Source organism: Streptomyces sp. NPDC026672 (genome assembly GCF_040638185.1).
GTDB lineage: Bacteria > Actinomycetota > Actinomycetes > Streptomycetales > Streptomycetaceae > Streptomyces.
This window is the reverse complement of record NZ_JBEZXS010000037.1, coordinates 313-13,593: the sequence shown is the minus strand read 5'-3', so window position 1 is coordinate 13,593 and position 13,281 is coordinate 313. Positions and strand designations below refer to the sequence as shown.

Genomic DNA, 13,281 nt, shown 5'->3' with positions numbered 1-13,281 from the left:
GTCGGTCCGGTGCCGGTCCGGGGCAGGTCCGTGATCGGTCGGGGGACAGGTCCGCGGCCGGTCCGGGGCCGCTCCGCTGCCGCTCCGGTGCTGGGCCGTGGTCGGTCCGGGGCCGCTCCGCTGCCGGGCCGTGGTCGGTCGGAGGACGGTCCGGGGCCGCTTCGGTGCCGGGTCGCGGTCGGTCCGAAGCCGGGGTCGCGGTCGGTCCGAAGTCGGGCCCTAGTCGGTCCGGTGCCAGACCGGGGGTCATTCGTGCTGGTGGAGGGTGAGGTCGACCACGAGGGCGCGGTGGTCGGAGGGGGCGGTGCGCAGGAAGCGGGCGCCGGTCGCGGAGAAGTCCCCGGAGACGAGGACGTGGTCGATCTGGGCGCCGGCGACGGAGGCGGTGCGGGCGGGCCAGGTCGGGGTGCGGTCGTGGCCGGCGAGGCGGGCGGCGTCCTGGAGGCCGGTGTCGAGGATGCGGCGGAAGGCGGCGTGGTCCTGTGAGGCGTTGAAGTCGCCGGCGAGGACGGTCGGGGCGCCGTGGCCGGCGGCGGCGAAGGCGCGCAGGCGGGCGAGTTCGCGGTGCCAGAGGCCGACCTGGCCGGGGAGCGGGGGCATGGGGTGGGCGAGCTGGAGCCGTACGGGGTGGCCGCGTACGTCGGCGACGGCGCCGGGCATGCCCATGGTGCCGGCGACGCCGGGGGTGCCGCGCAGCGGGAAGCGGCTGAGGAGGAGGGAGCCGGCGGAGCCGGGCGCGGGGACGGCCCGGCGGTGCGGGTAGTCGCGGGTGAACTCCCGTTCCAGGGTGGTGCGGCAGCGCCGCTCGCACTCCTCGACGAAGACGACGTCCGGTTTCCAGCGGCGGATGTGGGGGACCAGGGCGTCGGTGCCGCGGCCGAACTCCACGTTCGAGGTGAGGACGCGCAGTTCGGCGACGGGGGCGCCGGCGGGGGCGGTGGACTTGCCGTACGGCTCGATGTACCAGGCGAGTACGGCGAGCGCGGCCACGCCCCACACCAGGCCGGGCCACCAGCGGGCGTACAGCGAGCAGAGCAGGGCGACGGCGGTGGGCGCGAGCAGCCAGGGCAGGAAGGCCAGCAGTTGCGGTACGGGGGTGACTCCGTCGGTGTCGGCGACCCGGCACCCGGCGACGACGCTCACCACGGCCAGCAGCAGGACCGCGCACACGCGCGGTGCCCGGCCGGACTCCGATCCCATTCGGCCGAGGGTACGTGGACCGGACGACCCTGGGGCGAAGTCAGAGGCGGGCCCTGGTCGGAGGGGGGACGGTCGGCTCGGTCGGCTCCGTCGGTCCGGGTGTGCGGCGGAGGGCGCGGGTCACCCGGACGTGGCGGGTCAGCCATGTTGTCGCGGCTACCGTCAGGCCCACGGCGATCAGGAGCCAGCAGACCGTGCGCAGGGGGGACGTCAGGGCGTCGTAGATGGCGCCCGCCGCCGGGTGGGAGACGTTCTCGGGCAGGTCGGCGAGGGTGAGCCGGCGGCCGATCGCGACCGCCAGGGCGAGCAGCGCGCCGCCCAGGGCCGTGCCGAGGGCGGTCGCCGTGATCGCGCGTCTGCGGTGGACGGCGAGGCCGATGCCCGTGACGGCGAGGACACCCGCCGCGACGGGCAGCCAGAGCCCGGCGACTTCGAGCACGTGGAACCCCTTCCGGTACGCGGCCAGTTCACCGGCCGGGAGCACGGCGACGGCCGTGTGCTCGACGGGGATGCGGTCGGCGAGGGGCATGTGGTCCTCGGCGAGCCGCTGCTTGAGCTGGGCGGTGACGGGGGCGAGGTCGAGGATCACCGGCCCGTCGGAGAACTCCGCACCCGTGTCCTCCTCGCGCAGCGCGCGCAGCACCGCGTCGTGGGCGGCCCGGTTGCCCGCGTCCCAGGCCAGCCGGAAGGCGTGGGTACGGGTGAAGGAGCGCACGGCGTCGTGCACGAAGGGCCCGACGGCGGCGTGCACGGGACGGACGCCGAACCGGTGGTCGACCTCGCGCATGATGCCCGCGCCCACGGTGTCGGCGACGGCGTCGCGCACGTCGGGGTCGTCGGCGAGCGGCGCCATGGTGGTGACGTACCGCCCGGTGTCGGCGAGCCCGTACGCCGCCCAGGCCGCCAGGGCGCCGAACGGCACGAGCAGACAGGCCAGGCCGATCAGCGCCGCCGACAGGGTGTTCCTGAGGCACGGGCGCACGCCCCCAGCCAACGCCCGGCACGCCCCGGCCGCGAGCAGGACGCCCCCGTTCGCGTCACGTCATGCCCATGCCGAACCAGCGGCTCGAACCATGGCTCACGTCCCGCATCCCGCGCCCCCGACGCCGTGCGCTCCCGGACAGCGCCCCGCTCGCACCAGGCGGCCCCGCTCACCCCAGGTCACCCCCCGGCCCATGCCCGCGGCAGCGCCCCGGCGCTAGCGGATGCGGTGGCCCTCCGCGTCCTCGTGGGTGTAGTAGCGGTAGAAGAGGACGGCGAACACCGACGCCCCGACCACCAGGCCCAGGCCCGCCGATCCCAGGATCGAGTGACCTCGGCCGCTCAGGCTGTACAGGAAGCCGAAGGTGATGCCGACGAAGGACGCCCACAGCGTCGCGTGGACCTCGCGGGGCAGGCGCGGCCCCAGGACCAGCAGGCCGTAGCAGACGGCCATGAACACGATCGCGGTGACGAAGCCGAACAGCACGTTCCAGCCGGTGATGGGCCCGCCGTAGCGGACGTTGGCCGCCGCCCAGTAGCCGTAGACCAGGCCGAGGACGACGGACAGCGCCACCTTGCCGACGGCGTGGGCGCGCGGGCCGAGGATGTCGGGCGTACGGGCGGCGGGCGCGCGCCCGCTCAGGACCGTGCCGGTCGCCGATGCCGGTACCGGTGCCGCGTGAGTCATGAGGGGACTCCTCTCTCCTCGTCCTCCGTGGTTCGCCGAATTTCTCCGGGTTCCCGCGTTCCCCCGCTTTCCCGGGTTCCCTCCGGCTTCCAGGGCACACCCGGGCCGGGCGCCCGGCAAGTCCTGGGACGGGATCTCCCCGGATGCGCCCCGAGGCCCACCGTGCTTCGCTGAGGTGCGTGACCCTCGACGACGAGCCGCGGCGTCCGCAGGAGCTGCGGATCCGGGGCCGCAGCGTCGCCTGGGTGGTGCCGCTGCTGCTGCTCGTCCTGATCACGGCGGTCGACCTCAACACGACCGAACACTTCCGGATCATCTCCTGGATCGTCCTGGTGCCCGGTATCGCCGCCGCGATCTGCGCGGTCTGGTCGACGGCGGTCTTCGCCGCGCTCTCCCTCGTCGTCTACGTCTTCGTGGACAGCGCCTGGCCGAGCGAGTACCAGGCTGGCCTGCCCGACTTCGTGCTGGTCGCGCTCGGCGGCGTCCTCGCCGTGCTCGCCTGCGCGGTGCGGGTGCGCGGCGAGCGCCGCATGCTGCACATGCGGGACATCGCCGAGACCACCCGCCGCACGGTGCTGCGCCCGCTGCCCACGCGCTGGGCGGGCCTGGAGCACGCCGCCGTCTACCTCGCCGCGGACACCGCCGCCCGGGTCGGCGGCGACTTCTACGACATCCAGCCGGGGCCGCACGGCACCCGCATCCTGCTCGGCGACGTGCAGGGCAAGGGGCTCGGCGCGGTGGAGGCCGCCGCCGCGCTGCTCGGCACGTTCCGCGAGGCCGGCTACCACGAGGCGGACCTGGCCGTCGTCGCCGCCCGGCTGGAGGTCCGGATGCTGCGCCACCGCTTCCACGCGCGGTCCCTCGGCCACGACGACGGGGAGCGCTTCGCCACCGCCGTCCTGCTCGGCTTCCCCCCGGACGCGCCCGGCGAGGTCGAGGTCGTCAACTTCGGTCACGAGCCCCCGCTGGCGCTCGGCCCCGGCGGACTGCGGCGGCTGCCGCCGGGCGACGGGCTGCCGCTCGGCCTGTGCGACCTCACCGGCGGGCTCCCGCCGGCCCGTCGCGCCTCGCTGTCCGTGGGCGAGACGCTGCTGCTGGTGACCGACGGGGTGACCGAATCCCGGGACGGGGCAGGGGAGTTCTACCCCCTGGAGAACGAACTGGCCCGCGCCCTCGCCGCCGACCCGCGCACGGCCGAACCCCGGCGGCTTGTGGCCCTGGTGCGGGACGGCGCACTGCGCCACGCGGGCGGGCACGTCGCCGACGACACCACGGTGTTCGCGGTGCGGCGGACGTCGGCCGAAGCCCACGAACGGGGAGGTTTGCCGACTTGAGGTCCGGGTTTGCAGCAGCAGCGGTTACGGTGCTGCTGCGACCAGATCGACAGGGGGAGGGACGATGACCGGGACCGTGCTGCTGCTCGCGGCCTCGCCGGTGGGCCGTGGGCGTCTGGTGGACGCGGCCTCCGTGCTCCCCGTCCTCGCGGCCGTCTCCCCCTCCGTGCTGTCGGGCACGGACACCGCGAACGTGGTCGAGCTCGCCGATCCCCTGGAGCCGCAGGCCGTCCTGACCCGGCTGCGGGCCGCCGCCGCGGCGCCCGGACCGCTGACGGTGTTCGTCGCAGGCCAGCTCCAGCTCGACCGCCGCCAGCGGCTGCCCCACCTCGCGCTCGCCCGCACCACCGCGTCGACCGTCCGCTACACCGCGCTGCCCTGGCACTGGGTCCGCGAGGAGCTGCGGCTGCGCCCGGCCGGCGCGACCAGCCTCGTCGTCGATCTGCACACGGACGCCGAGACCTGGGAGCTGCTGCGCACCCACCCTCTCGACTCGGGCCGGGGCAACGCCGTCTACGGCCGGATCGCGCCACCGCCCGGCCGGCGCGGTGTGGCCGTGCCCTCGTACATGCGGGCCGTGGCGACGCTGCTGCGCAGCGGGCACCGGCCGCCGCTGGAGCGGTTGCACCAGGAGGCGCTGGCGCGGATCGCCGACGAGGCGGCCACGAACGTGCTGCTGACCGCGTCCGCGCCGCCCGGCGGGGACCCGCACGAGGCGATCAGCGCCGCCGTGCGCGAGGGCCGGCACGCGGAGGCGGACGCGCTCGCCGCGCGCTGGGAGCGGTCGGCGCTGCGCGCGCACGGACCGGCGTCCGAGGACGCGCTGCACTGGGCGGAGGTCCGCGCGGACCTCGCGATGTTCGCGGGCGACCCGGCGCGCAGCTGCCGGGCCTGGCTGACCGTGGCGACCGCGCGGCTGGCCGCCGGGCAGCCCGCGGACTCCCCCGCGGTGGAGGCCGCCGCGGACCGCGCCCACCACCAGTGGGGCCGTATCCCCGACCCGGCCCGCGCCCGTGAACTGGGCCCGCCCCTCGCGGAGTTGAGGCTGAGGGTGCCCGGCCGCAGGGAGGGCGCCCTGGACCACGTCCAGCAGCACCTGCGCCAGCTCCAGACCCAGGACTAGTGCCCGCCGCTCACTTCACGGGCAGGAAGGCCAGCGCGGCCGACGTCAGGGTCCGCACGCCCGGGACGAGGGTGGTGAGGTCCGGGGCGAAGTGGGGGCTGTGGTTGCCCGGGACCGCCTCCAGTTTCTCCATGAGGGTCGTGCCGTCGGCGGCGTCCCACACGGCGGGCGGTGTCGTGGTCACGAACCAGTAGGAGTACGGGATCGAGTCCCCCGCGAGCCGCGGGAAGTCCTCGCTGCCCATGGCCGGGCCCGGGTCGATGACGGTCGCCGCGCCGAAGACCTCGCCGTGCACCGCGGCCACCAGCCGGTCGGTGTCCGCGTCGTTGACGGTCGCCGGGAAGGTGCCGCCGACGGTCACCTCCGGCTCGCGCGGGCAGCCCGCCGCCAGGCACTCGCCCAGCGCCACGCGCCGGACCGCGGCCAGCATCCGCTCCCGCGTCCCCTCCGACCGGGTGCGCAGGTTGAGGGCGATGCGCGCCTCGGCGGGGATGATGTTGTGCCGGGTGCCCGCCTCGATCCGGCCGACGGTGAGCACCGCGGGCTCGTGCGCGGCGAGTTCGCGGGAGACGACCGTCTGGAGCCGGGTGACCAGATAGGCGGCCGTGACCACCGGGTCGACCGTCGACTCGGGCCGCGAACCGTGTCCGCCCCGGCCGTGCACGACGACGTCCACGTCCGTCGAGGCCGCCATGATCAGCCCCGGCACGTGCGGGTACAGGCCCGCGGGGCCCGGCGCCGCGTGCTGGCCGAGCAGCACGTCGGGGCGGCCGAACCGCTCGTACAGCCCGTCCGCGAGCATCCGGTCCGCGCCCTCGCCGATCTCCTCGGCCGGCTGGCCGACCGCCAGCAGCGTGCCCGACCAGGTGTCCCGCCCCGACGCCAGCGCCGCCGCCGCGCCCGCGAGCCAGGTGACGTGCAGGTCGTGCCCGCAGGCGTGCATCACGCCGTCCGTCTCCGAGGCGTACGGCAGTCCGGTCTCCTCGCGCACCGGCAGGGCGTCCATGTCCGCGCGCAGCAGCACGGTCGGGCCGTCGCCGTTGCGCAGCACACCGACCACGCCGGTGCCGCCGACCCCGTCGGACGTCTCGAAGCCGGACGCGGTCAGCCGGTCGGCCAGCCGGGCCGCCGTCCGGTGCTCCCGCAGGGACAGCTCGGGGTTGCGGTGCAGGTCGGTGTAGAAGTCCTCAAGGGCGGACGCGGAGGTGCCGGAGGTCAGGTCCAGGGCGGTGCGGGCGGCGGCTGAGGTCACGGGGGCAGGGTACGTCCGGCCGTCCCGAGCAGGTGATGTCTTTGCGTTCGTGTCACCTCGGGGCTCGCCCCTGGTTACGCTCGGCCACTAACCGGACACAACGACGCGCAGCGTCGGCTTGGGGGTGCACCGTCATGGCTCATATCCGCGAACTCGACCCGAGTGCCTCGCCGTTGGACTACTTCGGCTCGGAACTCCGCCGCAAACGCGAGGAGGCCGGCCTCAAGCAGTCCCAACTGGGCGACGCCATCTTCTGCACGGGGTCCCTGATCGGGCAGATCGAGACCGCGCGCAAGGTCCCGACCCGCGAGTTCGCCGAGCGCGCGGACGCCGCGCTGCTGACCGACGGCTTCTTCTCACGGCTGGTGGGACTGGTGCTGCGCAGCCAACTGCCGCACTGGTTTCAGCCGTACGCGGAGATGGAGGCCAAAGCCGAGTACATCTCCACGTTCCAGTGCCAGCTGGTGTACGGGCTGCTCCAGACGCCCGAATACGCAGGTGCCCTGCGCGTCTTTTCAGGGTTGGGTCAAGTGGAGGAGATGGTCGCGGCGCGGATGGAACGCCAGCGCATCCTGAACCGCAGCAATCCACCCGCCCTGTGGGTTGTCCTCGGAGAAGCGGTGCTGCTTCACGAGGTCGGTGGGCACGAGGTGATGCGGGCGCAGCTCGCGCATCTGCTGAAGATGCAGGAGCGGCCCTGGTTGCACATCCAGGTGCTGCCGCTCACCGTGGGCGCCCACTCCGGGATGAGGGGCTCGTTCACCATGCTCCGCTTCGACGACGATCCCGACCTCTTCTACTGCGAGACCTACGACAATGGTCACATGACGGCCAACTCGAAGGTGATCAGGGAACGTTCGATCGGATACGCTCATTTGCAGGCGTGTGCTCTCTCCCCGGAGAGCTCGGCCGATCTGATCACTCAGGTGATGGAGGAGCGCTATGGCGAGCAGTCGGCAGCCGGAGAGAGTCATAACATGGCGTAAGTCCAGCTACAGCGCCGCCGAGGGCGGCGAGTGCGTGGAGGTCGCCGACCTCGTAGAGCACGTCGGCGTCCGTGATTCGAAGGCCCCCGACGTCGCGCAGCTGGCCGTGCGGCGAGGTGCGTGGAACGCCTTCGTACGCGTCTTCAAGTGACGGAGCGCTGACACGGCGGCCCGGGTCCTGGACCCGGGCCGCTTTCGTGTGCACCGGCCGCCCCACGGCCCGGACAGGGCTCTCGCTGTCCGGTTCTGTAGCGGACAACTGACGGGTAGTCAGCGTACACTGGAGTAAAAGAGAGGGATCTCATGGGAAGATCATGGGAGGCGGATCCGACGGCGGAATTCAAGCGGCGCCTGGGAAAATCTGCCTCGGAGCTGGGCCATAGCGGTCAGGGTGAGGAATGCCCAGAGATCTGGGAGCTGGACAACGGTGATGTCGTCGTGATCGGGAGAGACCTTACAGAAGCTCTCGCCTCCCGATTGCCGGACGGAGTGTCGATCGGTTCGAACGAACGGCTTGTGGTCATCCCCCGCTCCATGCTCATCTCGGCGAAGACGGACATCCCCAATGTTTGAGTGCTTCCACGACGGCACGGGCATGGTGCTCGCGAGGCCCGACTACCTGGACGACTTCAGGCGGACCCAGAAGAGCGACATCCATCGCTATGACAAGCTCGAACGTGGCCAGACGTTCAAGGAGCAGGGTTCACCGAGCTGGGACGCGTTCGTTGCCGGGGACTGGGCGGGTGCACTGCGACTGATCGAGGCTGACAGGGATTCCTCCGCCAAGTATTTTCAGGACATGGCACGTCGTGGCCTGGTGTTCCGAAGGCTTCGTATCGTCGAATTCCCGGTGACTCCGTATGTGCAGTGGGAGATGCAGCTCTTTCGGCTCAGGTCGGAACTGGGCGAGGAAATCCGCGTGTTGAACGTTTTGGAGATCGCCGATCTGGAGAATGAGCGACCGCTGCCCGAGATCGTCATCCTCGGGGATTCGGTGATGTACAACGTGATTTATGACGAGGAGCTGAAAGGTGCGGGTGCGCGCCGGTTCACCGATCCCGAGCAGATCGCGACGACGGCCGCCGAATTCGAGTCCCTTTACAGCAAGGGCGAGAACTTCTCAGACTTCTTCGAACGCGAGATCGCCCCGCTCGGACCCCCCACCGTCCACTGATATGCACCATGGCAGGGGAGCGCGCACATGGATCCGGAGCTGACCGCGCTGGCACAGGGCGCGGGCCTGACCGTCGTCACTCTGATGGCGACCGACGCCTGGGAGCGCACCCGGGACGGGTTCGTCGCTCTCTGGCGGCGAGCCCGGCCGGAGCGGGCCGACGCACTGGCCGCGGAACTGGACAGCACGCGGGAGGATCTGCTGGCGAACCCGGCTGACGAGGGCGAGTTGGCGGCTGAGTGGCAGGGCAGAGTCCGACGGCTACTGGTCGAACGGCCCGATGTGGCGGAGGACCTACGGCGTCTGTTGGGCGAGCTCGCGCCCCGCACTACGTCCGCTCCAGCCGTTGCGCAGCGCGCCGAGGCCTCCGGCGACTCCCGGATCTACCAGGCCGGACGAGATCTGCACGTCACCGAGCAGTGAGCGGGTCGACAGAAGGCCGGGCGGAGGGCAACGGCCGCGTCTACCAGTCCACCGGGGACCAGCACATCACTGAGCACCATCACCACGGCGGCCCGCCGAACCCCACGTCAGGGATGGGCCCGGACTCCGTGCGGCGACCCGCCACGGGCCGCCCTCCAGTCGTCCTGCGTGACCGGGCCGAACTGCTGACGCGGCTGCGGTCCGCTCTTGGGCGGAACGAGATGAATCAGGTCTACGTGCTGCATGGGCTCGGCGGCTGTGGCAAGACCGCCGTCGCCGCCGAGATCTTTCGCTTCGCGAGCGCCGAGGGCGGTCGGATCGGTCTGTGGGTCAACGCTTCCGACGTGACCTCGTTGCGCGCTGGAATGCTCGCCGTCGCCGCTGATCGCGGGGCGGGCGAAGGCGAACTCACCGCCGCGCGCAGTGGGCTGAGGGCCGCCGCGGACCTGGTGTGGGACCGACTTGACCAGTCCGACCAGCCGTGGCTGCTCGTGATCGACAACGCCGACGAACCGACTGTCCTGCGCGACGGCGGCTGGCTGCGCACCAGCCCGCGCGGCACCACCCTGGTCACCACCCGGCAGGCCGCCGCGCACTGGTGGCCGGGGGCCGAACTGCACCACGTGGGAGTGTTGCCGCGGGAGGACGCGGCACAGGTGCTGTGCGATCTGGCTCCGGCGAGTGGGACACCGGAGGAGGCGGCTGAGATCGCGGACAGGCTCGGGCGACTCCCCCTGGCACTCACCCTCGCGGGTGGCTATCTCGCGCACCAGGTGATCAGTCCATGGAGCATGGCCGAGTACGGCCGGGCGCTGGACAGGGGCCACGAGGTCGACGCCATTGAGTTGCTGGACCAGGGGGCCGAGCACAGCACCGTCCACAACTTCCGTCACCTTGCCAGCCGGACTTGGGAGTTGTCCTTGGACGCGCTGCGCGTCCAAGGGCTTCCCGAGGCCGCCGCCTTGATCCGATTGCTCGCCTGCTGGTCCCACGACCCGTTGCCGCTCGCTCTGCTGGTGGGAACGGGGATCGGAAACGTGCTGCCCCGTGCCCGGGTGGAGATGGCACTACGCGGGCTGCTCGACCACTCGCTCACCCGGCTCCTACCGGGTCCACCGCGCTGCCTGCTCACCCATGGTGTGCTGCTCGACAGCGTCGCCCGGGGAACGCCGGCGGACCAGCGTGAGTCACTGGTGGGTGCGGCCGCCGAGCTGCTTGGCTCGGCGCTGCCCGACGTGACGCAGCCCTGGACGCGAGAGGACCCACCACTGGCTCCACTCGCCCGGCACACTCAAGCCCTGCTGCGGCGGGCGACAGCGTGGGACGAGGTCGGTCCGGTGACCCTGGCGCGAGTGCTGGACAGCGCTCTGCGGCTCACCGTGGCTCTGCACCGGGCGGGTGACTATGTGTCGGCGCTGTCGGTGGCGGAAAACGCGGTCGCGGCCGGAACCCGTTCACTGGGCCCGCGGCACCCGACGGTTCTCCGGATTCGTCAGCGTGCGGGGCGGACCCTCTACCGACTCGGACGGTACGAGGAGGCGGAGGCAGTTCATCGCCTGGCCCTCGCGGACTGCGTCTCCACATTCGGTTCGGACGCCCTGGAGTCGCTTGAGAGCTGCCTGGGACTGTCGTCGGTGCTCTACTGGGGGTTCAACCGGCGCACCGAGGCACTCGCCCTGGTGCAGCGGGTCGTTCAGGGCCGAACCCTCGCGTGTGGTGCGACCCATCCGTCGACGCTGATCGCCCGGACCTACCTGGTGGAGTTCACACCGACGCCGGAACTGGATCCAGCCACCGCTCCTGATCTGCTGAGCGAGTGCCGCGACACTCTGGGCCCCGAAAACCCGGTCACTCTGATTGCCGCACTCAACCACGGCTTCGCCCTGACCAATGCCGGTCGGCATCATGAGGCTCTTCCTGTAGTCGAGGCCGTAGTAGAGGCATCCGACCATCGCTATGGCCCGGATCACCCCCGAACCCTTGCCGCCCACGCTCTGTTCGGTCGGCTGCTCAGTGAACTCGGCCGGTTCGAAGACGCGGTGGCGCAGTCCGAACTCGTGGCCGACGGGCGCTTGCGCGCGCTGGGTCCCGCCCATCCATGGACGGTGTCGGCGCAGAGGAAGCTGGCCCAGCGGCGGGCCCTGCTGCCAGGCGGAGAGCGGTGACAGAGGCGGACTTCTCGCCGCACCAACTCCGTTGCCCGATACGCTGAGGAAGTCGGCCGAGGTCCGGCGGCGCCACGTCGGCAGAGCGCTTAGCGGGGCGCCTGCTGCGTGGTCCTCGGGGGCTGCTCCGCGTGGGCCGGTACGACGTTCGCCGCCATGACCAGGGCGGCCACGGCCAGGACGGCCGCGGCAAGGCCCCGCGCGGTGGGTGTCCCCCCGAACGAGCGGAGCCGGGTGTGGGGGAGCGCGGTGGGGCGTGCGGATGAGCGTCCTGGCACGGCGACCTCGCAACAACAGCGACGTATTAAGCATGCTTAATTCGCCGTTTAACCTAGGGGCTGACCGAGCCGAACGGCAAGGGGTTCAGGGGTAGTTGGGGGGAGTGACCAGATGCTGGAACGTGACGATCCGGAGACCATCGGGCGGCGGGTGCAACAGCTGCGCAGTGAACGCGGGCTGACTCAGCGCCAGTTGGCCGAACCGGCGTACACGCCGGCGTACATCTCCACCCTGGAGGCGGGCCGGGTGCGGGCCTCGGACGAGGCGCTGCGGCACATCGCCGGTCGGCTCGGCGTCGCCTTCGAGGAGCTGGCGGTGGGTGGGCGGGCCCACCTCGCCACCGATCTGCGGCTGCGGCTGACCGAGGCGCAGCGCACCCTGGCCACCGGGGACGCCGAGGAAGCGGCCGGGCAGTACGCGGTGCTGCTGGCGGAGGCGGAGGCGCACGGGCTGGCCGTGGAGCAGGCGACGGCGCTGCTCGGGCTCGGGGAGTGCGCGCTCGACATGGGCGAACTGGTGGAGGCGCGGCAGTTCTTCGAGCGTGCCGAGGAGCGGATGGCGGGTGAGCCGCTGCCCGTGCGGGTGCCGGCGATCCGGGGGCGGGCGGTGTCCCACTACCTCGCGGGGGAACTCCGGTACGCGGTCTACCTGCTGGAGTCGACGCTCGACGAACTCAACCGGGGCGGGCTGCACGACCCGGACGCGCTGCTGCTGCTCTACGCGAGCGCGATCGGGCCGTACATGGACATGGGCGCGCACGCGCGGGCCGCGCAGGCCGCGGAGCTGGCGCTCGCCCTGGCCCCGCAGGCCGGGGACCCGGCGCTGATAGCCCGGATGCACCGGTCGGTCGCCCGGACGCTGCTCGCCGAGGGGCGGGTCGCCGACGCGGACGCCTCGCTGGCCAAGGCGGCCGAGCTGTACCGGCAGCTGCAACTGCGCACCGAGCTCGCCAACTGCCACTGGATGCGCGGGTACGTGTACGCGCAGGACGGCGACCTGGAGCGGGCGGAGGGGGAGATGCGCGAGGCGCTGGCGATGCTCGCGGAGACGCGGGCCGCGCTGTACGGGAGCCAGGTCGCGGTGGAACTCGCCGACGTGCTGCACCGGCGGGGCAAGTCGCGGGAGGCGGCGGAGCTGCTTGAGGGCGTCCTCGGGGACCTGTCGTCCGAGCGGGGCGCCGTGCACTCCGCGGGGGCGCACCGGCTGCTCGGGATCATCGCGGAGGACGAGCGCGACACGGAGAAGGCGGAGGAGCACTACGTGCGGGCGCTCAGCCTGCTGGAGCGGGCGGGGGCGGCGGGCGACCTGGCCGACCTGTGCCGGCTCCTCGGTGACCTGCTGCGCCGCACGGGACGGGTGGAGGCGGCCCTGGACGCCTACCGCACGGGCCTCGGCCACCGCACGGCCCCCGGCACCACCACCCTCGGCCCGGCCCCGGCCCAGCCACCACTGTGACCCGGGGGTGGCTTCCCGTGTGCGGCCTCGGCTTGACGGCTGGTGTGGGCTCGGGGGTCGGTCTTCGGGCACCCCGGCCCTGGGCCCGGCCGCTCCTGTGACCCGGGGGTGGCTTCCCGTGCGTGGCCTCGGCTTGACGGCTGGTGTGGGCTCGGGGGTCGGTCTTCGGGCACCCCGGCCCTGGGCCCGGCCGCTCCTGTGACCCGGGGGTGGCTTCCCGT

Annotated in this window: 14 protein-coding genes; 9 read left to right on the top strand and 5 right to left on the bottom strand. The window is 72.6% G+C overall.

What is annotated here, in order from left to right; translation table 11 throughout:
• Positions 1 to 246 precede the first annotated feature (246 nt).
• From AB0F77_RS32645 to AB0F77_RS32635, 3 genes are all read right to left on the bottom strand, one after another.
• Positions 247 to 1,200 (bottom strand): endonuclease/exonuclease/phosphatase family protein, encoded by a 954-nt coding sequence (locus AB0F77_RS32645; protein WP_361955295.1) that lies wholly within the window; start codon positions 1,198 to 1,200, stop codon positions 247 to 249.
• 40 nt (positions 1,201 to 1,240) lie between these two features.
• A complete protein-coding gene (locus tag AB0F77_RS32640) occupies positions 1,241 to 2,182 on the bottom strand; it encodes a hypothetical protein (protein WP_361955294.1) in 942 nt (313 codons plus the stop codon).
• A 216-nt stretch (positions 2,183 to 2,398) separates the two neighbouring features.
• The gene (locus tag AB0F77_RS32635) at positions 2,399 to 2,869 is read right to left on the bottom strand and encodes a hypothetical protein (protein ID WP_361955293.1); all 471 of its coding nucleotides are present in this window, start codon (positions 2,867 to 2,869) and stop codon (positions 2,399 to 2,401) included.
• A gap of 179 nt (positions 2,870 to 3,048) precedes the next feature.
• Here AB0F77_RS32635 and AB0F77_RS32630 point away from each other — a divergent pair, with 179 nt between their 5' ends.
• Together AB0F77_RS32630 and AB0F77_RS32625 are read left to right on the top strand one after the other, a co-directional pair.
• On the top strand, positions 3,049 to 4,203 hold the full coding sequence (locus tag AB0F77_RS32630) for a PP2C family protein-serine/threonine phosphatase (RefSeq protein WP_361955292.1): 1,155 nt from the start codon (positions 3,049 to 3,051) through the stop codon (positions 4,201 to 4,203).
• Positions 4,204 to 4,267: 64 nt separating this feature from the next.
• Positions 4,268 to 5,326 carry a hypothetical protein gene (locus tag AB0F77_RS32625; protein WP_361955291.1) on the top strand — a complete coding sequence of 353 codons (1,059 nt, stop codon included), beginning with the start codon at positions 4,268 to 4,270 and terminating at the stop codon, positions 5,324 to 5,326.
• A 10-nt stretch (positions 5,327 to 5,336) separates the two neighbouring features.
• On the opposite strand, the gene AB0F77_RS32620 is transcribed toward AB0F77_RS32625, so the two are convergent.
• On the bottom strand, positions 5,337 to 6,578 hold the full coding sequence (locus AB0F77_RS32620; protein ID WP_361955290.1) for an amidohydrolase: 1,242 nt from the start codon (positions 6,576 to 6,578) through the stop codon (positions 5,337 to 5,339).
• 134 nt (positions 6,579 to 6,712) lie between these two features.
• Between AB0F77_RS32620 and AB0F77_RS32615 the strand changes: the two genes are divergently transcribed.
• From AB0F77_RS32615 to AB0F77_RS32590, 6 genes are all read left to right on the top strand, one after another.
• Positions 6,713 to 7,564, top strand: a complete 852-nt coding sequence (locus AB0F77_RS32615; RefSeq protein ID WP_361955289.1) for a helix-turn-helix transcriptional regulator — start codon at positions 6,713 to 6,715, stop codon at positions 7,562 to 7,564.
• Positions 7,521 to 7,715 (top strand): DUF397 domain-containing protein, encoded by a 195-nt coding sequence (locus tag AB0F77_RS32610; protein ID WP_361955288.1) that lies wholly within the window; start codon positions 7,521 to 7,523, stop codon positions 7,713 to 7,715. Before AB0F77_RS32615 ends, AB0F77_RS32610 begins: the two co-directional genes overlap by 44 nt.
• 152 nt (positions 7,716 to 7,867) lie before the next feature.
• Entirely contained in the window at positions 7,868 to 8,137 is a 270-nt protein-coding gene (locus AB0F77_RS32605; protein ID WP_361955287.1) for a hypothetical protein, read from the top strand.
• Positions 8,130 to 8,738, top strand: a complete 609-nt coding sequence (locus AB0F77_RS32600; protein ID WP_361955286.1) for a DUF6879 family protein — start codon at positions 8,130 to 8,132, stop codon at positions 8,736 to 8,738. The genes AB0F77_RS32605 and AB0F77_RS32600 overlap by 8 nt, the downstream gene beginning before the upstream one ends.
• A gap of 27 nt (positions 8,739 to 8,765) precedes the next feature.
• Positions 8,766 to 9,161: a hypothetical protein gene (locus tag AB0F77_RS32595; protein WP_361955285.1), complete on the top strand. Its 396-nt coding sequence runs from the start codon at positions 8,766 to 8,768 to the stop codon at positions 9,159 to 9,161.
• Positions 9,158 to 11,326: a tetratricopeptide repeat protein gene (locus tag AB0F77_RS32590; protein WP_361955284.1), complete on the top strand. Its 2,169-nt coding sequence runs from the start codon at positions 9,158 to 9,160 to the stop codon at positions 11,324 to 11,326. Before AB0F77_RS32595 ends, AB0F77_RS32590 begins: the two co-directional genes overlap by 4 nt.
• Before the next feature lie 89 nt (positions 11,327 to 11,415).
• Here the strand turns inward: AB0F77_RS32590 and AB0F77_RS32585 are convergent, their stop codons facing one another.
• Positions 11,416 to 11,604 carry a hypothetical protein gene (locus tag AB0F77_RS32585; protein WP_361955283.1) on the bottom strand — a complete coding sequence of 63 codons (189 nt, stop codon included), beginning with the start codon at positions 11,602 to 11,604 and terminating at the stop codon, positions 11,416 to 11,418.
• 112 nt (positions 11,605 to 11,716) lie between these two features.
• On the opposite strand from AB0F77_RS32585, the gene AB0F77_RS32580 reads away from it, so the two are divergent.
• Positions 11,717 to 13,060, top strand: a complete 1,344-nt coding sequence (locus tag AB0F77_RS32580; RefSeq protein ID WP_361955282.1) for a helix-turn-helix domain-containing protein — start codon at positions 11,717 to 11,719, stop codon at positions 13,058 to 13,060.
• The last annotated feature ends 221 nt before the right edge of the window (positions 13,061 to 13,281 follow it).

Bases quoted from the DNA above. Each gene is read 5' to 3' on its own strand.
- AB0F77_RS32645 (WP_361955295.1), bottom strand. From the start codon at position 1,200: ATGGGATCGGAGTCCGGCCGGGCACCGCGCGTGTGCGCGGTCCTGCTG.
- AB0F77_RS32635 (WP_361955293.1), bottom strand. From the start codon at position 2,869: ATGACTCACGCGGCACCGGTACCGGCATCGGCGACCGGCACGGTCCTG.
- AB0F77_RS32625 (WP_361955291.1), top strand. From the start codon at position 4,268: ATGACCGGGACCGTGCTGCTGCTCGCGGCCTCGCCGGTGGGCCGTGGG.
- AB0F77_RS32615 (WP_361955289.1), top strand. From the start codon at position 6,713: ATGGCTCATATCCGCGAACTCGACCCGAGTGCCTCGCCGTTGGACTAC.
- AB0F77_RS32610 (WP_361955288.1), top strand. From the start codon at position 7,521: ATGGCGAGCAGTCGGCAGCCGGAGAGAGTCATAACATGGCGTAAGTCC.
- AB0F77_RS32605 (WP_361955287.1), top strand. From the start codon at position 7,868: ATGGGAAGATCATGGGAGGCGGATCCGACGGCGGAATTCAAGCGGCGC.
- AB0F77_RS32600 (WP_361955286.1), top strand. From the start codon at position 8,130: ATGTTTGAGTGCTTCCACGACGGCACGGGCATGGTGCTCGCGAGGCCC.
- AB0F77_RS32595 (WP_361955285.1), top strand. From the start codon at position 8,766: ATGGATCCGGAGCTGACCGCGCTGGCACAGGGCGCGGGCCTGACCGTC.
- AB0F77_RS32580 (WP_361955282.1), top strand. From the start codon at position 11,717: ATGCTGGAACGTGACGATCCGGAGACCATCGGGCGGCGGGTGCAACAG.